The sequence below is a fragment of the Clostridium sp. HMP27 genome (assembly GCF_000765165.1).
Taxonomy (GTDB): domain Bacteria; phylum Bacillota; class Clostridia; order Clostridiales; family Clostridiaceae; genus Clostridium_AK.
In genome coordinates this window covers 213,950-232,974 of the sequence record NZ_JMFY01000014.1, presented here as the reverse complement: position 1 = coordinate 232,974, position 19,025 = coordinate 213,950, and the positions used below count along the sequence as shown (strand labels likewise).

Sequence of the window (19,025 nt, the reverse complement as noted above, 5' to 3'; positions counted from 1 at the left end):
TAATGTTAAATTAGATATAAAAATTTATTTATTATTAACTTTTTAGAAAATGGAGGATATATTTTGATAGCTATAGTTGATTACGGCATGGGAAATCTAAAAAGTGTACAAAAGGCATTAACTTTTTTAAATATAGATTCTTTTATATCCAGCAAAAAAGATGAAATATCAAGAAGTAAAGGCATTATAATACCAGGTGTTGGTGCTTTCCCTGATGCAATGGAGAATATAAAAAAAGATGGCTTAGACTTATTAATAAAAGAAGAGGCTAAAAAAGGAAAACCCATCCTCGGGATATGTTTAGGAATGCAGCTTTTATTTGAAGAAGGTAAAGAAATCTCTAATTCTAAAGGATTTGGGTTTTTAAAAGGAAAAGTAGTAGAAATCCAGGGAGATGTAAAAGTTCCTCATATGGGGTGGAATAATTTAAAATTTCAAAAGGATAGCATACTTCTTAGGGGAGTTAAAGAGGGGAGTTTTGCATACTTTGTGCACTCTTACTATGCTAAGTTAGGTGAAGAAGGCATACTAAATGCCTGTACTGAGTATGGAGTAAGTATTCCTGCAATAGTGAGCAAAGATAATATTTTTGGCATTCAGTTTCATCCTGAAAAGAGCGGGGAGGCCGGAATGAAAATACTTAAAAACTTCGGGGAGTTGATAATATGATGATATTTCCAGCTATGGATTTAAGAAATGGTAATTGCGTAAGGCTATATCAGGGAGAGTTTTCAACCTCTCAGGTTGTAGGAGAAAATCCAATTGATATAGCCCTACAGTTTAAAAAACAGGGTGCAGAATATATACATATAGTAGATTTAGATGGAGCCTTAAAGGGAGAGCTGGCTAATTTAGATGTAATTAAAGGTGTTATTAAAGAAACTGGGCTTCCAATACAGTTTGGTGGAGGAATAAGAAATATTAATACTATAGAAAAGCTTATAGAAGAGGGCGTAACCAGAGTTATTTTAGGAACAGCTGCTTTAAATAATCCTCCTATGGTAAAGGAAGCTGTAAGAAACTTCGGTAAAAAAATAGCTGTAGGTATAGATGCAAGAGATGGATATGTAGCTATAGAAGGATGGATAAAGGTAAGTAAAGTTCAATATATTGACTTTGCAAAAACCATGGAGGATATAGGAGTAAAAACAATAATTTTTACAGATATAAGCAGGGATGGAACACTTACAGGGCCTAACCTTGAGGCTACGGGTATGCTAAATGATCAGGTTTCCTGCGATATTATAGCATCAGGTGGAATGAAAGGTATAGAAGATATTAAAAAACTAACAGCTATGAATATGTATGGAGCAATTATAGGGAAAGCACTGTACAGTAAAAGTATAAATCTTAAGGAAGCTATAGACTTGGGAAGGAGGGTATAACTTGCTCACTAAAAGAATAATACCTTGCCTAGATGTGAATATGGGCAGAGTAGTAAAGGGAATAAATTTCGTTAATTTAAAGGACGTTGGGGATCCTGTAGAAATAGCAGAGTTTTACAACAAAGAAGGTGCGGATGAAATTGTTTTTCTTGATATAAGTGCTACTCATGAAGGAAGAAAGACCATGATTGATGTGGTAGAACGAGCAGCTGAAAAAGTTTTTATACCTCTAACTGTTGGCGGAGGTATAAAAACCGTTGATGATTTTAAGGATATACTTAGGGCAGGTGCAGATAAAATATCTGTAAATTCCGCTGCTATTAGAAATCCTAATATAGTAACAGAGGCAGCGAGAAAATTTGGAAGTCAATGTGTTGTGGTAGCTATAGATGGAAAGAAAAGAGAAGACAGCACTGGATGGAATGTATATATAAATGGCGGCAGAATAGATACTGCCCTGGATGCAGTAGAGTGGGCCAAAAGAGTAGAAAAGCTTGGTGCAGGTGAAATACTTCTAACCAGTATGGATGCAGATGGTACAAAAAACGGATATGATATAGAATTTACTAGGGCAATTGTTGACAGTGTTAATATTCCCGTAATTGCTTCAGGTGGATGCGGTAAACTTGAACATTTTTCAGAAATTTTTAAAGAAAGCAAAGCGGATGCTGCCCTTGCTGCATCATTATTTCATTATAGAGAACTTACCATAGGTCAAGTTAAGGATTACCTTGCTAAAGAAGGTCTGGAGGTTAGAACTAATGAATAATATAGAAAAAATTAAGTTTGAACAGGGACTAATTCCAGCTATAATACAAGATTACAATAATGGCGAGGTTCTCATGTTAGCATATATGAATAGAGAATCCTTTGAAAAAACATTAGAAACAAGTAAAACTTGGTTCTGGAGTAGATCGAGGAAAAAGTTATGGAATAAAGGTGAAACTTCAGGTCACTTTCAATATGTGAAAAATATTAGCTATGATTGTGATGGTGACACTTTGCTTATTAAAGTAGAGCAGATAGGTCCTGCTTGTCATACAGGAAGTAGAAGCTGCTTTTATAGAGAAATTGATATAAAGGGGGTTAATCATGAATAAAGAAAATGTCATAAAAGAATTATATAAAGTAATAGAGAGTAGAAAAGAAAATTCTATAGAAAATTCATATACCAGCTACCTTTTTGAAAAAGGATTAGATAAAGTACTTAAAAAGGTTGGAGAAGAATGCTCTGAGGTAATAATAGGAAGTAAAAACAACAATAAAAATGAAATGATAAATGAGATATCTGATTTAGTATATCATTTGCTTGTGCTAATGGCCATACAGGGTGTAAAGGTAGAGGATGTTGAAGAAGAGCTTATAAAGAGAACAGAAAAAATAGGTAATAAAAAACCTGAAAGAAGTGGTGAAAATACTTAAACAAGCATAAGTGTTTTCAGGAGGAGCTACTATGAACTATTCAAATTATCACACACACTGTTTTTTTTGCGATGGGAAGGGTGGGCCAGAAGATTATATAAAGAGGGCTATTAGTCTAAATTTTCATTCCCTAGGTTTTTCTAGCCATGCTCCTGTTCATGTACCGAGTTCATGGACTATGAAAGAAGAAAATCTAAATAATTATGTTGAAACAATAAAAAGACTCAAAGAAAGATATAAAAATCAGATTCAAATTTATTGTGGATTAGAAATAGATTACTTTCCAGGTGTTTCGGGACCAGATTCTGAAAAATTTAAGGGATTAGAGCTTGATTATACTATAGGCTCTATACACTTTATGAAAAATAAAGATACAGGCGAATATTTAACTGTAGATGGTGACGAAGAGGAATATACAAGAATTATTGAAGTGTTTTTTAAAGGAGATGTACAGGCTTTTGTTGCTGAATATTATGGCCTTATTCGGGGAATGTTATCTATACACAACCCGCATATAGTTGGACACTTAGATTTAATTAGAAAAAATAATAAGAATGAAAGATATTTTAATGAAACTGAAGATTGGTATAAGGAAGAAGTTATTAAAACCTTAAGAGCTATAAAAAACTCTGGAGCTATCTTAGAAGTAAATACTGGAGCTATATCAAGGGGATATTTGACTACTCCATACCCAAGTCCTTGGATACTTGAAGAATGTTATGAATTAGACATACCAATAACCCTTAACTCTGATGGGCATTCACCGGAAAATCTTGATGCATTCTTTGATGAATCATTGAATATGCTTAGATATGCTGGCTATAGACAGATTTATTTTATGAACAATAAAAGGTGGATAACAAGAAGTATTTAATTGTAAAAGGTAAATCAAATATAGAACATTAAGTTGCATATCAATATGATATGCAACTTAATACCACAGAAGCGGATAAACACCGCTCTTTTTTGTCTTATGAATATCAGTATTGCGTAAAATGAAAAAATATAGTATATTATCAGTATACCCCTATGGGGTAAATGATGATTTGTATAAAATAGTTAGCTTATTATTAATTTAATCAAATAAAGGAGAATTATTAATGACTAAAAGTTTTAAGTCCGTAAATGTCGTCTGTTTAATATCTGTCATTCTTTTAATGGGATTATTTTCAGGATGCAGCAGTAAGAACGCTAAAATTAACAAAGAAGGCTCAACCTCCTCAGAAAAAACTAGCTTTAATAATATAACTCCAGAAGAAGCCAATAAGAGGCTGGGTAGTGAAAAGGGGATTATACTTTTAGATGTAAGGACAAAAGAAGAATATGATACTGGACATATAAAAGGCTCTATGCTTATTCCTGTAGATAATTTGAACGCGGAGGCAGATAATAAGCTTAAAGATAAGAACTCACCCATATTTGTATATTGCAGAAGTGGAAATAGAAGTGTTACTGCTGCTAAAATATTGACCAATCTAGGATATACTAATGTATATAATTTGGGGGGAATAAATAACTGGCCATATGAAGTTGTAAAATAACAACAACTAGAGGCTAGAAAATGGGGCAGGAAACATTAATGTGTAATACTAACTATAATTTAATAAATATCTTAAAGAAATAATTTTAAAATAGATCATAAAAGGAGGTAAAATAAAATGATAAAAGTAACTGAAATGGCAGCAGAAAAAATTAAACAAAATATTTCAAAACAGAAAAATCCTGAAAAAGTTATGCTTAGAATTTCATTTGGAGGATATGGCTGAGGAGGCCCAAGGCTTCAATTAACTCTGGATGAGTTAAAGAATCAAGATGATGTTGTTATAGAATCACAGGGAATTACAGTTATATATAATTCTGATATAGAAGAATATGTACAAGACTCTATTGTTGATTATTCAAAAAACTGGTTCCAACGTGGCTTAGTTATTAGAGGAGCTAAAACTTCCACTTGCTAGTACTTACTACAGCAGAGAATAGAACTATTAGGGTAAGGGGATATTTACCTAAAATACATTTCTATTAAAAACAAAAGAGGCTGTCCCGCAATGCACATAATATGTATTGCGGGACAGCCTCTTTTTTTCTATTGTGCGAGTATCTTTCTCAAAACATCTTTTCCGTGTATGATATCAAGCAGTTCATCTTCTGTTCTTATTACATCCGTCCTTGTTTTGAAGTACTTATTTGCTTTTTTTGCAAGCTCCTTAGAATCTCCGTCAATGGAGGAGATAAAATCCATTACGCTTTTACCTTCATACACTGTATAAAGGTATGGAGCTACGATGTATTTTAAATCATAGAGCATGGAGTCTTCTATCCAGTAGTCTATATGAGGGAGGTCAATCTTTTTCTCCATAAGCTTTGTGTAAAATATCAAACCATCTTCTGTAGATTCCCAGAAGTCCACATACACATAGTCAAATTGATTCAGGAATTCTTCGTTATAAAAATCGAAGGCGTCTCCGTGAATGATTTTAAGTTTCTTATCAGTTTTAAACTGAGGTCTGATGTGCTTTTCAAACAAATCGATGACGTCCTTGTTGAATTCAACTATCGTTACACTTTCCACATCATCTTTCAGCAGCCAAAGATAAGGTAGAACTCCAATTCCTAGTCCCATAGTCATACATTTCCCATGGCCTTTTTCAATTCCATCTCTCATACTTTCTATTTCGCTAATGGCTGGGGACATCCACACTTTGCTGCTACCCTCTTTTAATACTGGCAAGTCAATGTCTGTTTCAAAGTAACCTATGGGATGATAGTGAAACAAGTATTTCCCCAAGGGCTGATGAAAGTTCATATTCATTAAAGTTCTTTTCTTGATGTTGGCTTTCTCATACCTTACGGTTTCGGAACACACGTTGTCAAGTTTGATATCCCTATAATACTGATTCTCGATTAGGATTCTCGAGTCGTATTTCAAACCATCATGAGGAACGTTATATTTTTTCAGTATTTCTATCAGCTTTTTTTCCATTTTTGGAGTAAGAACTCTCTCTGTATAATCTAGAATATTGGTGATGTAGTCATTCACATCTACCATGGATAGTATGAGATTCTTCATTGCTATATCCAGTTCTGTATTTCTTTCAAATCTAATCATTTATTACCTCGAATCTATGCAAATTATAATTATATTTTTTTTGATAATATCATATTTTCCACATCTTTTACAAGTATGAAATTTATAAGGAACTATTAACCCTCCTTTAAAACCCAAAATGCATCATTACAAAAAAATATAAAAAATAAACTAAAAATAATATAACTTAGAAAAATCATAGGTGTTGAAAAAAATTTGCAGATGAGAAATAAGTAAATGCTACGAAATATTTCCTGGAAAATATATACATAGGAAAAGGCGAAGATAGGTCAATATGTTTAGGAATGAACAAAAATATATCATATGTTAAAAGTTTTGCTTACATCAACCCATTTTTATGTGTTAAAATACAAAAAGTACTCTTGCTGCTTTAGCTTTATTAGAGAGTGTTAAGGAATATGTCGACACATAGATTGCTAGATTTGAGTAAATTTCCAGATTGCAGTGGGTTAATCAGCGGTTATCCAACCTTGACAGCTCAACACAAAAACATATCGCCGAAAAATATTATGGAGGTTCCATGCCGTGGAACGGAAAAATGTCTCTTCGTTCATATAGCGGATATAAGAGGTTAAAATCTTCCAAATATAAAATAAAAATTAACATATAACAAAAGGTTGCATTAAATTAATTTGAAGGAATACATGTAAACGTTTACTTAAGGTGATTATTGATTTGCATCTGAAATTACTTAAAAGGGGTAGAAATATAAAAGATTATTTTGAATAGTCCGGAGGCTATTATAAAACAGTTGTAAATAATTAATACCCTATATAAAATCTGAATAAATTTAGAGGAGGTAAATTATGAACGTAGTAAACGAGAAAGGGGAACACATAATCTTTGGAACGGGAGTTATTACAGAAGTAAAGGACAATAGGATATATGTGAAGTTTCAGGATGAGATTGGAATAAAAGTATTTTTATATCCAGAAGTATTTGAAAGAATAATGAAAGTGTTTAATCCAGCAGTTCACGAAGAAGTTTTAGAAGAACTAAATAGAAAAAAAGAGCAGATAGCAATTGAGCGAATAGAAAAGCAACGTGAAGCCGCTGAATTAGAAGAGAGAAAGGCAGAATTACAACTTGTAAAGAAAAAATCATCGTCAAAATCAACAAAAAAGAAATGATTTAAAAGGTATTTAAATCATCTCAGTAATGAAGTCATATTCGATAAAGTAATGTCATTATAATAAAAATTTACAATTTTGAGCAAAGGAGCATATAAATTAAAAGGAAATCGCAGGGAGATTGCTAACATAGCCAATACTTTGATGAGAAAAAAGAATGAAACTAAAAAATACAGAAGAAAATTTCAAGAAAGAGATGACAAGCTTTTAACCTTTATTCAAAATATATTGTTTGAAGAGTTAGCATTAGATACTACTTCTGAAGTAATATATAAAAAGATCACTAAGTTTATAATTGAAAATGAATATTAAATATTTATTAAGCAAGGCGTGGTTGTGATTGACAAAAGCTTTGCAAAGGGGATGGTGTTAATAAATGAATATAAACAATGATAAAATAACAGCAATAGAAACTGTTATGAAGCAGATAGAAAAACAATTCGGAAAAGGTTCTGTTATGAAACTTGGTGAAAGTACAGCAATGGATATAGAAGTTATATCAACAGGATGCCTGGAACTAGACATAGCGCTTGGGTCTGGTGGAGTTCCTAGAGGAAGAATAGTAGAAATATATGGGCCTGAATCTTCAGGTAAGACAACTGTTTCGTTACATATAGTTGCAGAAGCGCAAAAAAAAGGCGGCGCAGCAGCTTTTGTTGATGCAGAACATGCTCTTGACCCATCTTATGCAAAGAGATTGGGAGTTAATGTTGAAGACTTGATAGTTAGTCAACCAGATACTGGAGAACAAGCGCTGGAAATAGTAGAAGCACTTGTAAGGTCAAATGCCATAGATGTAATTGTTGTTGATTCTGTAGCAGCACTTGTTCCAAAAGCTGAAATAGAAGGGGAAATGGGTGACTCGCATATTGGATTACAAGCAAGACTGATGTCTCAGGCATTAAGGAAGCTTACTGCAGCAATCAACAAATCTAAATGCACCGTAATATTCATAAATCAATTAAGAGAAAAAATAGGTATTATGTTTGGTAATCCTGAAACTACAACAGGTGGTCGTGCACTTAAGTTTTATTCATCAGTACGATTAGATATAAGAAAAATTGATACTATAAAAACAGGTGAAGATGTTCTTGGAAGTAGAACTAGGGTAAAAGTAACAAAAAATAAAATTGCTCCTCCATTCAAACGAGCTGAATTTGACATAATGTACAATGAGGGTATTTCGAAAAAAGGTAATTTGATAGATATAGCAGTTAATGAAGAATTAGTTCAAAAAAGCGGAGCATGGTTTTCATATAAAGATATAAGACTGGGTCAGGGAAGAGAAAATTCCAAGTTATATTTGAAAGAAAATCCTGACTTAGCTCTTGAAATAGAAAATCTGATCAGAGAAAAACATAATCTTCCGTTAACGGAGATGGTTATAAAGGAAGAGCTAGCGAAAAATGAAGAATAATTCATCAGTGTAATGATGAATTAAGGAGTGAAATTGCTCCAATAAATAAAGAAAAAGAATTTGCTATATCATGGTTTGAAACTCAAATTAAAGGCTTAAGTAATTTATAAGATTAATAAGACCGCATGGTTAGCATTACGGTCTTACTATATAATTGTAATGTATGATGAAATCATACATTTTTTTTACGGCAGGGGACATACATTCTGTGTTTAGTGCAGATATACCAATAACCCTGCTAGCATCAGGTTTGATAGGATAGGTGTCTACAGGATATGAAATATCTTGCATGATCAATTTAGGTAATAAGCAAATTCCAAATCCATGACTTACCAAAGCTACGGTTGATAAATCATCTACAACATGATAAGCGGATTTTATTTTTAAATTATGAGCGGCGAAGTAGTTCTGAATGTCAGCATCACAGGTTATATGCTGAATTACAAAGGATTCATCCTTTATTTCATCTAAGGTAATGTAATCTGGTTGAGAAACTGAATAACCTTTTGGAACAATGCAAACAAGTTGATCATTATATAGAGGATAAATTGGAAGTTTTCCTGCACTTGAAACAGACAAAAAACCAAGATCAACTACTCCTGATTTAATCCATTCGATGATATCAACATAGGTGCCTTGAAAGATTTCTATAGAAATACCTGGGTATATAGCATTAAAATCACGAGTTAATGCTGGAATCCAGTTGGTGCAAACACTATTGAAGCAGCCAATCCTCACTGTACCTTTTTCTAACCCATTGATTTCTAAAATAGCTTGTTTTAAAGATTCATCGCTATTTACAACATTTCGAAAAGCAGGTAGTAGATTTTCTCCATAAGAGGTTAGAGTAACGCCATTTTTGCTTCTAATGAATAGGGAGAATCCTAATTCTTGTTCTAACTTAGAAACTGCATGGCTGACTGCAGATGGTGTCATGTGCAGAAGTTCCGATGCCTTTTGAAAACTTTTTTGTTCATAAACAGTTATGATAATTTTATACGAAGCAAGTTGCATATATTTTCTCCTTTAGTTGAATAAAATTCATTTATAACATGAAAAAAATGAATTTTACTAATGTATATAAGTATATTATAATAAGTGAAATGAATCAAGGCATTATCAAAATGTGGAAACAGAAACATTGTAGTGAAAAGATTGGCGAAAACTTTCACAATATTAGAACGTTAGAGGAGGGCTATAATGAAAGAAAAACTAAGTTTTCAGCAAAATTTGTTGATAGGCTCATTGCTATTTGGATTATTTTTTGGTGCAGGCAATTTAATTTTTCCAGTTCAAATGGGACAAGAAGCAGGAAATCATGCTTTTACAGCCACTATTGGATTTTTAATTACAGGAGTAGGGCTGCCTATGGTTGGGATTGTTGCATCAGCCATTTCAAAAAGTGAAAGTTTATTTGATATGGCTAAACCCATTAGTTCACGTTATGCAAGCATATTTACTTGTTTGTTATATTTAACAATTGGTCCGCTATTTGCAATTCCGCGTACGGCGACAGTTGCATTTGAGGTAGGAATTCATCCTTTTATTTCTGATGAATATTTGAAGTTAGGATTAATTATTTTCTCATTTATATTTTTTGCCATTACCATTTATTTTTCACTGCGACCAGGGCAAATCTTGGATTGGGTAGGTAAATATCTTACACCTATTTTTTTGGCACTTTTATCAATTTTATTAATTGCAACATTTATAAATCCAATGGGACAAGTAAGTACATATGCTGCTCTCGGGAATTATGCTGATAAGCCTTTGTTTACTGGTTTATTGGACGGGTATAATACTATGGATGCCTTAGCTTCTGTAGCTTTTGCAATCATTATTATTTCGAATATACAAAAGTTAGGTGTTAAAAATTCTAATTCAATTGCTATTGAAACATGTAAATCAGGTTTAGTTAGTGTTCTTGGTATGACTGTTATTTATGCTTCATTATCGTATATGGGAGCTACAAGCTTGGGCAGTGTGAATCGTGCTGATAATGGAGGCACCATTTTATTCATGGTAAGTAATCATTATTTTGGTTTCATTGGTACGCTATTGTTAGCAGCTATTGTAGGAATTGCATGTATAAAAACAGCGATTGGTTTAATAACTTCCTGTTCTGAAATGTTCAGTGAAATGTTTCCAAAATCAGTTTCTTATAAAAATTATGCTATTTTATTTACAGCTTTTTCTTTCGTTATTGCTAACTTTGGATTAAGTAATATCATTCAGCTATCTGTACCAGTACTTATGTTTCTTTATCCATTAACAATTACGTTAATCTTATTGTCTTTATTAACTCCAGTTATTAATAAACAAAGTGATGTTTATAAATGGACAACTGGTTTAACAATTATGGCAGCATTTTTTGATTTATTCAAATCATTACCACAGTCCCTACAAGAAAATACTGTAGTTTCACAGATTGTTAATTTTGCGCATTTATATTTACCAGGATTTGATTATGGATTTGGATGGATAGTACCAGCATTTTGTGGCTTCTTCATCGGATTAATCATTTGGATTACACGCATGAAAAATGTTGTGAATTCAAATGGTGTTTTGGATAATAAGAGATGCAAGTAGTAGATATACTTTATAAATTAAAAGGCAAGAGATTTTAATAATACATAATTAAAATAGATTAGCACTTATGGGTAATTTCACCTTTTATAGAACACATCAATGGATTGATTTTAGACTTAGAAGGTAGAAATGATATTTGCAAAATCTATATTTATATGAAACATATTTCTTAATTATAAATAGAAAAATTAATATACATAATAAATATTATGTATATTAATTTTAATTGTAAACCATAACCCATACAACTATTAAATAATAGTACAGATACTTTATCTCATAAAAAATAACAATATAAAAAAATTAGGTGTATAACTTTAGTTATTATTACTAATGATTTAAATATATATTAATACTTTAAACCACAGGCAATAATAACGTTATAGAAGATAGAAAGGAAAATTTTTATGTCAGAGATATTAGATAAAGTTAAATCGATTGAAGAATATATCATTAATTTTAGAAGAGATTTACATGAAAATCCTGAACTTAGTAATCAGGAATTTAAAACTCAAGAAAAAATTATGAAAGAATTAGATAAACTTGGAATGCCATATAAGAAAATAGGAAACACTTCGTTAATAGCTATATTAAATGGTAGAAAAAGTGGAAAAACTATAGCTTTAAGGGGAGATATAGATGCACTTCCAGTAAAAGAAGAAACAGATGTTGAATTTAAATCTAAAACTCATGGGCTAATGCATGCTTGTGGTCATGATGCTCACGCTGCTATGCTTCTTGGTGCTGCAAAAATCTTATCTGAAATGAAAGATGAAATAGAAGGCGAGATTAGATTCTTCTTTCAAGAAGGTGAAGAGACATTCTCCGGTGCAAAAAAAATAATAGAAGCAGGAGGAATGGATGGAGTTAATGCTTGTTTTGGTATGCATGGGATGCCAGAGCTAGATACAGGACATGTAAATATTGAATCAGGTTATAGAATGGCAGGTTGTGATACGATTTATGTTAAGTTTGAAGGAGTATCAGGTCATGGTTCAGTCCCACATCTTGCAAAGGATACAATTCATCCTGCCTGTATTTTTGTTACAGACCTTCAAGGAATAGTTGCTAAAAATATTAATGCTCAAGATCCAATAGTTCTTTCAGTAGGAAAGTTCATTGGAGGTACAAAAGCAAACATAGTTTCAAAATATACAGAAATTGATATTTCTATGAGATACTTTAGCCTAAAGGTCAGAGAGACAGTCCATGAAGCGATTAAAAGACATGCGAAAGCTATAGCAGATTCTTATGAACTTAAGGTTGATATTAGAATAGAAGAAAGTGCCCCAAGTCTTTATAATGATGAAGAGTTAGTAGCACTAGCAGATAAGTCTGCGATAAAAGTCTTTGGAGAAGGTAAAAATAAAACTTTACCTAGATATATGGGATCAGAGGATATGCCTTATTATTTCCAACATGCTAAGGGTGTATATGCATTTCTTGGATATAGAAATGAGGAAAAAGAAGCTATATATTTCCCACACCATGAGAGATTCAAAATTGATGAAGACTATATGAAATATGGCACAGCACTTCATATACAATTTGCTCTTGATTTCTTAAATAAATAGAGTATAAATCTTAAAAACTCGATGAATCTAGTGTTAATTTCATATAATGCCAGTCTTGTATTCACCAGGCATCTATGTTGAGTTATAGGATCCAACCACCTAACCAGTGAGATTACTATTAAATTAATTATAGTAATCTTTTTTATTTAGGGAATAATACTTAAGAGTGCAATATGAAAGATGGTGGTGTTATGCCTAATAATAAAACAGCTAATAGATTAATCAATGAAAAATCTCCTTATTTATTACAACATGCGCATAATCCAGTGGATTGGTATCCTTGGGGAAATGAAGCTTTTGAAAAAGCCTTAAAAGAAGATAAACCTATATTTTTAAGTATAGGCTATAGTACATGTCATTGGTGCCATGTTAGATTCGTGAACTCGTCCAAATGTATTAAAATATAATCTTTAGTCAACTCCCCAAGAATAATACATATAATTTTACACCTCAAGTCCCTATAGAAAATTTATATCTATAACAATATGGTTATCATTTCTCTCCCAAACAATATGCGATATTATGGATTTATACCAATCATTAATTTCCTCAGCAGAAAGACCTTCTTTTGCTATATTTTTCTTGAATTTTTCAATAAGGTTAAGTCTTTCCTGATTGGTTACATTTTTAGAGTTATCTAGCTTTATTTTTAGAAGATTTAACCTTCTTTCCGCTTCATCTATAAGAGTTTTTAATTTCATCTTTCTCTCTTTAGCTTCTAATAATGTATAGTAATCATCTTCTACAAGCTCATCTATTTTACATATCTTTCTTTCTAGATTCTGTAAATCGTCTAAAGTCATATTCATATCTTGTAGAATCTTTTCATCCTCGCTGTTTTTGCCGAATAAAGATTGCTTTAATTCTTGTTCATATAGAAATAATTGATTCATAATTTCTGTATGTATAATATCTGTTCCAGAACCCCTATTGCCACACTTATTGCCAGCTTCATCTATATACCAGCAAGGCTTAATGTATTCAGCGCCGGTCTTATCTGATCTGTATCCAACAACCATGGTATGTCCACATTTTGCGCATTTTATCAACCCAGATAACGGATAAGTTCTGCTACCTTTACGTTTTGGTGTCTTTGTTGTTCTATCAAAGAACATAAGAATCTTATTATGCTCATCTTGTGTCTTAATAGCTTCATGACAATTGTCAACTACTATCCATTCATCCTTTGAGAACTTTATGACACCCTTACTATCTTTGCTTCTTTTGACTTTATGACCATCGCCACAAGTTTTATTTGAGATTATTTTTCCTAAGTGGGTTTCATCAATCAATATCCTATGAATAGTATGTCCATGCCATATTCCACCTCTTGGAGATAATATTCCTCTCTTATTTAACTCCCATGCTATCTGGCTAGGAGGGGCACAATCTATAGTTATCTTATCTATCATATAACGATATACATTGTATTTATCCTTGTTAACAACAAGACCCTTTTCATTGTAATGCATTTTACCATTATTTTCGTCGAACCATTGCTGATACACATATGGGAACGGTGGAGTACCATTAGTCCAGTCACCTCTCCTTGATCCTTGCTTCTTTCCTCTTCTAAGTCTTTTCTTTATTTGTTTGTACTCAACTCTTGCCATAAGTCCTTCAAAGTCGGAGTACATATCATCACTGTCATCATTTAAATCATATATCTTATTAGGAGTCACGATAAGTGTATTTGAACGTCTTAGAGTATTCTTGATTCTTGCTTGCTCCTCTCCATCACCTCTGCTCAGCCTATCCATATCCATTACAACTACTGCGTCATAAAGTTCATTCCCTACGTCAGTTAGTAGTTCTATCATTTTGGGTCTTAAATCAATACTGTCCGAAGTACCTATTTCTGAGTATTCAGTATACCTCCATCTCTTTATCTTACAAAGTTCTTCTAGCATCATTCTATGCTTTGCTAAATCTCCTTCCTCTCCTCTAGATTTTCTGAGGTAGATAGCAACATCTTTTATATTACTTTTATTTTGTACATAATTACATACCGTAATTGATTCCATAGAGTATTACAACCTCTCGTATTAAATTTAAGTACGGGAATTCATTCCTCAATATTTCATGTAGTGTTTTTTATTAAATTGTGACATTTATTTATTGTTTAATATAAGTTAGTGTTATATGATAGGCATATAATAGTCATAAATAATCTCATGTCGCCCTATGTCGCCCTAAATAGATTATACTTAATTTCAATAGGAATATCAATTGTGAGGTAATATATATGTCATATAATTATTTATTTTCAAAGTTAATAAAGTGTTACTGTGGTAGTAATTACAGAGGTAAAATGGAGAGAAAAGTTCCAGCCTATGTTTGCTCAAATTATAGCAATTATGGTAAATGTACAAGAAGAAAGGTTAAAGAGGATATGCTTCTATATTATGTTGAAAAATTTTGTAGAGAACACAGCTTGGCTTTTGAAAAGAACATTTATTTTTTTCAGGAAATTATAGATATTATAATAATTGATGAGGAAGGTGTTACAACTATTAAATATAAAAATGGAGAAGAACAGAAAATTAGATAATCTAGAGTTTTAATGTCAGTTATACAGCTGATCATTTTCCTATTATTTTATATATTTACATTAATTAGTACCATATTGTTATGTTCAATTCTTTTACCTTAAAGCTGACTTTCTAGAATGATTTGAAGTCTAATGTAGTTTCAATGCTTTAACGTTTAGAAATTTAAAAGTAGTGATAACACTGATAGCCGTTTTCCTTTTTTAATCTTTAATATATTGATACATATAAAAATAACACTTTTAATATAGATATATGTCTGTATTGAAGGTGTTTTTTCTATCTTATTGGCAGATGTTATAAAGGAATTAAAGTTTTGTATGTAGGCTAAGAAATTCAGTGAGCGTACAACTAAGGAAGCGGTTAATAAAATATAGAGAAGGATTATTATTTATATATCTATGAGGTTAAAAAATTTATAGTCCAAAATATAGTGAGGGTAATTAAAAGCAGATGGGTATACCTCAATCTGCAACTAAATGACATCGAAAAACACGGAGAATTACAGGGCTGTATTTTCTATTGGGTCAATTGAACCACTGCAAATAAGTCGACTATAGGTACATTAAACGCTGTACCATTCTTCAGTGGTGACTGTGCAGGGCGAGAACAGACGTAAAAGGTTCGGAGGTTACTTGGCGATCAGTCATCGGGTAGGCACTAATAAGCCTGTATAGGCACTTGTAGGACAAGTATTACACGTTAAGGTTAGTGTTGCATTAACAGTAAATAAGAATGGTATTGATGGGGCATAGTGAGGCTTTAAACCAACTATGTAATTAAGAGTTTATCTACTTATGTAGTATTAAAGACTAGTACCTATTTATAAGTCTTTTTTATTGTATCAGGTAGATAAATTATTTCTAAAACAAAAGCAGACATTACCCAACTATATAAGACTAAAACCTAAAGTTAAGCTAATTATAAATAAGAATTTAAGAATATTATGGTGGAATGTAGCGGATCCCGATGGTTATAAATCGAATCGAGTTTAATCTTTTATATGAGATTCTAAGTGAAATAGTATTTCAATATGCAAAGGTCCAAGATTTTTGTCGAAATATACTTGTTACGGACCGTAAGTTATGTTAAAATGGTCCTAAAATACACGTACAATTCGAAAAATACGGACCATGTGGAAAGGATATAACTAAAAATGGAAAAAACAAGTTTTGTAAGTAAATGTTTAAAAATGCCTCATTCTCAAGCAGTTGGATACTATAATGTAGATGGAGAAAAAATATATTGTGCACTTGCGCAACATAATGAACGTTATTTTGATATAGATCAGAAAGACATAGTTGAAGATAATTATAACAAGCTGACCTTAGATAAGTTTGTAGAGCTTCCGAGAGCAGTTGTAAATGAATCAGAGTTTATAATTGGAGATTCGGTTTTAGTATGCAGTGTTTTAAATGATGGAAGAAGAGTTGTAAAAGATAAAAGCCTTTTTGGAGCTTTAGCACGTATAAGAAAAGGTGAGGTTAGAATAGATGGATTCCCACCAATAATAGGTTCTAAAACACTTGCAAACCTTTTTAATGAACTGTATCCAGAAAACATTCACGTTATTACACCATTTGATGTTGCACAATTTAATGGGAAAACAGGTAAGTGGTACGACGCAAATGCAATTCCTGTTATATGTGATTTGTATATGGCAGCTGAAGAAAAAGGCTATATAACTCCACAACAGGATCATGTGCTTAAACAAGCTAAAATTCTCTTGCGGTCTCTAGCAAAAGTAGGTATAACAGCTCTTATAGATGAAGCTACAAATTACCAGGATATAAGAGGGAAAGATGAGTTGCAACTACTACTTGCCAAATTTATTTCCGAAGAACTTCGCCCATATTCAAAGGAATTTCATAAAGAATATTTCGAGAACTTATTTAGAATTTATGGATTACCTTATGATCCTACTTCACAGAAAAGACCACGTTTTTTCGCTTTGTTTAATATAAAATACGTATATGAAATGCTTCCACCGAAAGTATGGTCAAGGCTTGATGAAATAAACCCAACCGTATGGAATGAAGAAAGACAGCGTGCAGATAGAAAACATCACATACATAGAAATCTTACAGATGAAGGTTTAAGATATCTCAGGGAGCATTTACAGCAACTTATTCCTGTTATGAAACTTTCAAGCAATAAAGAGGATTTTGTTGAAAAGTTCAATTTGGTCTTTTCTGATAAATTAAGATCACTAGAAGAAATGAAAAAAGAAGGAAAGCGAATAGAAGAAGGTATTAATCAAATGACTATATTTAACAATAATTAACATCAAAGTAATTTAAATATATTTTACAAATAAAATAAGTACAGTAAAAAGTTAATTTAGTTTGCTTTTACAGAAAGTATTTAGAAATAATTTCAAAGGAAGGTGTAATTGTCTTCCTTTGATTTTTACTTATTAATTAAACTGTTCTGAAGATATAGTGTTTTCATACCTTTTAACCAAATTATAAAATGTATTCTTTTTTAGGCTTAAATCTGCCATAGCTTCTACTGCTGTAATATTTCCAGCTTTCCATTGTGTGTAGACCTTTTCAAACTCTTTGGGATATTCTGCTTTTGGTCTACCAATACCTTTACCATTATTTCTTAGTTTTAGAGCTGCAATTCCTTCTGCTTGTCTTTGCCTGATTTTTAAACGTTCTTTTTCTGCCATATATGATAATAACTCAAAGACAATGTTGCTTATTAAGTTCTTCTCAAGGTCTGATTTATTTGCTGTATTTAATATAGGGGTGTCAATTACGATAACGTTTATTCCTGATTTAATCATATCCTGCCATTCTTCTTTTATATGCTCCATGTTTCTTCCTAATCTATCTAGTTCTTTGATTATAAGAGTATCCCCCTGTCTTAAATTAAGCTTTAATGCTTGATACTGAGGTCTATTAAAGTTTTTGCCACTTGCCTTATCTATGTAAATATCTCTGTCATTAATTTCAATATTATTTGATAGACAATAATCACTAATTGCCTGAGATTGCCTATCAGTATTTTGCTCCTTAGTGCTGACTCTTATGTAAGCAAATATTTTAGTATTCAAGTTATCCGCCCCTTAATTACTTTATAGCAATATTATATATTTATGGTTTGTAAAGGTCAATAGTATTTTACAAACGTTTATTAAGTGTTTATTATATATTTTCAAACGCTAAGTAATAGTGTTTTTATATATCTTTAAAGGTACACCTTTATAAACTATAGCACTAAGTTCAGTATATATTACGATACGTAATTGGTAATATACATTTTCAGTTAACTATTTAAAAGAAACCCCAGCAACGGAGGATCCACCCTCTTACTATCTTAAACTTAGCTATTTAAAATATATATCATAAAAAATAACTTTCAATGAGATTGACGTACGTATTACACGTGTTGTATAATATATAAGTATTAACATTACGATATTAGGAGGAAAAAAGTATGTATGAAAGTAATTATATTTTTCCAGCAATAATTGAGTACTTAGGAGAGAAGGACTATAATGTTTCTTTCGTTGACTTAAATATAATGACATATGGGCAGTCATTAGCAGAAGCTTTTGATATGGCAGAGGACGCTTTGAAGCTAGAGATTTTTGATTTGTATTCAGATAAGTTAGAGATTCCAAAAGCAACAGATGTGAAGGATATTACAGTAAAAGAAGGTCAAACATTAATACTTGTTAAGGTTAAACTGATGGATATACTAAAAGAATATGATAACAAAGCAGTGAAGAAAACTTTAACTATACCATCGTGGCTTGATAAACTAGGTGATGAGCATAAGGTTAATTATTCTCAAATATTACAAGAAGCTTTAAAAGAAAAATTTAAAGTAAATTAAGGGG

The 19,025-nt window shown here is 31.8% G+C and carries 20 protein-coding genes and 1 pseudogene; 17 read left to right on the top strand and 4 right to left on the bottom strand.

Annotation, left to right across the window (positions count from 1 at the left end):
* Nucleotides 1–63: 63 nt before the first annotated feature.
* The 8 genes from hisH to DP68_RS19865 all read left to right on the top strand — a co-directional run bounded on the left by hisH (nt 64) and on the right by DP68_RS19865 (nt 4,765).
* Nucleotides 64–669, top strand: a complete 606-nt coding sequence (hisH, locus tag DP68_RS07095) for an imidazole glycerol phosphate synthase subunit HisH (RefSeq protein ID WP_035307856.1) — start codon at nt 64–66, stop codon at nt 667–669.
* Entirely contained in the window at nt 666–1,385 is a 720-nt protein-coding gene (hisA, locus tag DP68_RS07090) for a 1-(5-phosphoribosyl)-5-[(5-phosphoribosylamino)methylideneamino]imidazole-4-carboxamide isomerase (RefSeq protein WP_035307853.1), read from the top strand. Before hisH ends, hisA begins: the two co-directional genes overlap by 4 nt.
* 1 nt (nt 1,386) lies before the next feature.
* Nucleotides 1,387–2,154 carry an imidazole glycerol phosphate synthase subunit HisF gene (gene hisF / locus DP68_RS07085; protein WP_035307848.1) on the top strand — a complete coding sequence of 256 codons (768 nt, stop codon included), beginning with the start codon at nt 1,387–1,389 and terminating at the stop codon, nt 2,152–2,154.
* Complete coding sequence (hisI, locus tag DP68_RS07080; protein ID WP_035307845.1) at nt 2,147–2,485, top strand: phosphoribosyl-AMP cyclohydrolase; 339 nt, start codon at nt 2,147–2,149, stop codon at nt 2,483–2,485. The genes hisF and hisI overlap by 8 nt, the downstream gene beginning before the upstream one ends.
* Complete coding sequence (gene hisE, locus DP68_RS07075) at nt 2,478–2,807, top strand: phosphoribosyl-ATP diphosphatase (protein ID WP_035307842.1); 330 nt, start codon at nt 2,478–2,480, stop codon at nt 2,805–2,807. Before hisI ends, hisE begins: the two co-directional genes overlap by 8 nt.
* Before the next feature lie 31 nt (nt 2,808–2,838).
* Nucleotides 2,839–3,681, top strand: coding sequence for a histidinol-phosphatase HisJ (gene hisJ, locus DP68_RS07070; RefSeq protein WP_035307840.1), 843 nt, complete (start codon nt 2,839–2,841; stop codon nt 3,679–3,681).
* A gap of 226 nt (nt 3,682–3,907) precedes the next feature.
* Nucleotides 3,908–4,348: a rhodanese-like domain-containing protein gene (locus DP68_RS07065; protein ID WP_035307837.1), complete on the top strand. Its 441-nt coding sequence runs from the start codon at nt 3,908–3,910 to the stop codon at nt 4,346–4,348.
* 117 nt (nt 4,349–4,465) lie between these two features.
* Entirely contained in the window at nt 4,466–4,765 is a 300-nt protein-coding gene (locus DP68_RS19865; RefSeq protein WP_363330946.1) for an iron-sulfur cluster biosynthesis family protein, read from the top strand.
* A 128-nt stretch (nt 4,766–4,893) separates the two neighbouring features.
* Here the strand turns inward: DP68_RS19865 and DP68_RS18880 are convergent, their stop codons facing one another.
* A complete protein-coding gene (locus DP68_RS18880) occupies nt 4,894–5,916 on the bottom strand; it encodes a hypothetical protein (protein ID WP_052085689.1) in 1,023 nt (340 codons plus the stop codon).
* Nucleotides 5,917–6,722: 806 nt separating this feature from the next.
* On the opposite strand from DP68_RS18880, the gene DP68_RS07055 reads away from it, so the two are divergent.
* The 3 genes from DP68_RS07055 (at nt 6,723) to recA (ending at nt 8,463) form a co-directional block, all read left to right on the top strand.
* On the top strand, nt 6,723–7,046 hold the full coding sequence (locus tag DP68_RS07055) for a hypothetical protein (protein WP_035307834.1): 324 nt from the start codon (nt 6,723–6,725) through the stop codon (nt 7,044–7,046).
* 78 nt (nt 7,047–7,124) lie between these two features.
* Nucleotides 7,125–7,358: a hypothetical protein gene (locus tag DP68_RS19480; RefSeq protein WP_291547829.1), complete on the top strand. Its 234-nt coding sequence runs from the start codon at nt 7,125–7,127 to the stop codon at nt 7,356–7,358.
* A 64-nt stretch (nt 7,359–7,422) separates the two neighbouring features.
* Nucleotides 7,423–8,463, top strand: a complete 1,041-nt coding sequence (gene recA, locus DP68_RS07045) for a recombinase RecA (protein WP_035307832.1) — start codon at nt 7,423–7,425, stop codon at nt 8,461–8,463.
* 135 nt (nt 8,464–8,598) lie between these two features.
* On the opposite strand, the gene DP68_RS07040 is transcribed toward recA, so the two are convergent.
* A complete protein-coding gene (locus tag DP68_RS07040) occupies nt 8,599–9,477 on the bottom strand; it encodes a LysR family transcriptional regulator (RefSeq protein WP_035307830.1) in 879 nt (292 codons plus the stop codon).
* Between the two features lie 186 nt (nt 9,478–9,663).
* Between DP68_RS07040 and brnQ the strand changes: the two genes are divergently transcribed.
* The 3 genes and pseudogenes from brnQ to DP68_RS07025 all read left to right on the top strand — a co-directional run.
* Entirely contained in the window at nt 9,664–11,052 is a 1,389-nt protein-coding gene (brnQ, locus tag DP68_RS07035) for a branched-chain amino acid transport system II carrier protein (protein WP_035307828.1), read from the top strand.
* Nucleotides 11,053–11,459: 407 nt separating this feature from the next.
* Nucleotides 11,460–12,626 carry an amidohydrolase gene (locus DP68_RS07030; protein ID WP_035307826.1) on the top strand — a complete coding sequence of 389 codons (1,167 nt, stop codon included), beginning with the start codon at nt 11,460–11,462 and terminating at the stop codon, nt 12,624–12,626.
* A gap of 191 nt (nt 12,627–12,817) precedes the next feature.
* A pseudogene (locus DP68_RS07025) lies at nt 12,818–12,997 on the top strand (DUF255 domain-containing protein); the annotation flags it as partial.
* Between the two features lie 87 nt (nt 12,998–13,084).
* Here DP68_RS07025 and DP68_RS07020 read toward each other — a convergent pair.
* Complete coding sequence (locus tag DP68_RS07020; protein ID WP_035307823.1) at nt 13,085–14,650, bottom strand: recombinase family protein; 1,566 nt, start codon at nt 14,648–14,650, stop codon at nt 13,085–13,087.
* 221 nt (nt 14,651–14,871) lie between these two features.
* Here DP68_RS07020 and DP68_RS07015 point away from each other — a divergent pair, with 221 nt between their 5' ends.
* Nucleotides 14,872–15,177 (top strand): recombinase zinc beta ribbon domain-containing protein, encoded by a 306-nt coding sequence (locus tag DP68_RS07015; protein WP_035307821.1) that lies wholly within the window; start codon nt 14,872–14,874, stop codon nt 15,175–15,177.
* Between the two features lie 1,154 nt (nt 15,178–16,331).
* Nucleotides 16,332–17,459, top strand: coding sequence for a P63C domain-containing protein (locus tag DP68_RS07010; RefSeq protein WP_035307820.1), 1,128 nt, complete (start codon nt 16,332–16,334; stop codon nt 17,457–17,459).
* 132 nt (nt 17,460–17,591) lie between these two features.
* Here the strand turns inward: DP68_RS07010 and DP68_RS07005 are convergent, their stop codons facing one another.
* On the bottom strand, nt 17,592–18,236 hold the full coding sequence (locus DP68_RS07005; protein WP_052085688.1) for a recombinase family protein: 645 nt from the start codon (nt 18,234–18,236) through the stop codon (nt 17,592–17,594).
* A 383-nt stretch (nt 18,237–18,619) separates the two neighbouring features.
* Here DP68_RS07005 and DP68_RS07000 point away from each other — a divergent pair, with 383 nt between their 5' ends.
* Complete coding sequence (locus DP68_RS07000) at nt 18,620–19,021, top strand: type II toxin-antitoxin system HicB family antitoxin (RefSeq protein WP_035307819.1); 402 nt, start codon at nt 18,620–18,622, stop codon at nt 19,019–19,021.
* The last annotated feature ends 4 nt before the right edge of the window (nt 19,022–19,025 follow it).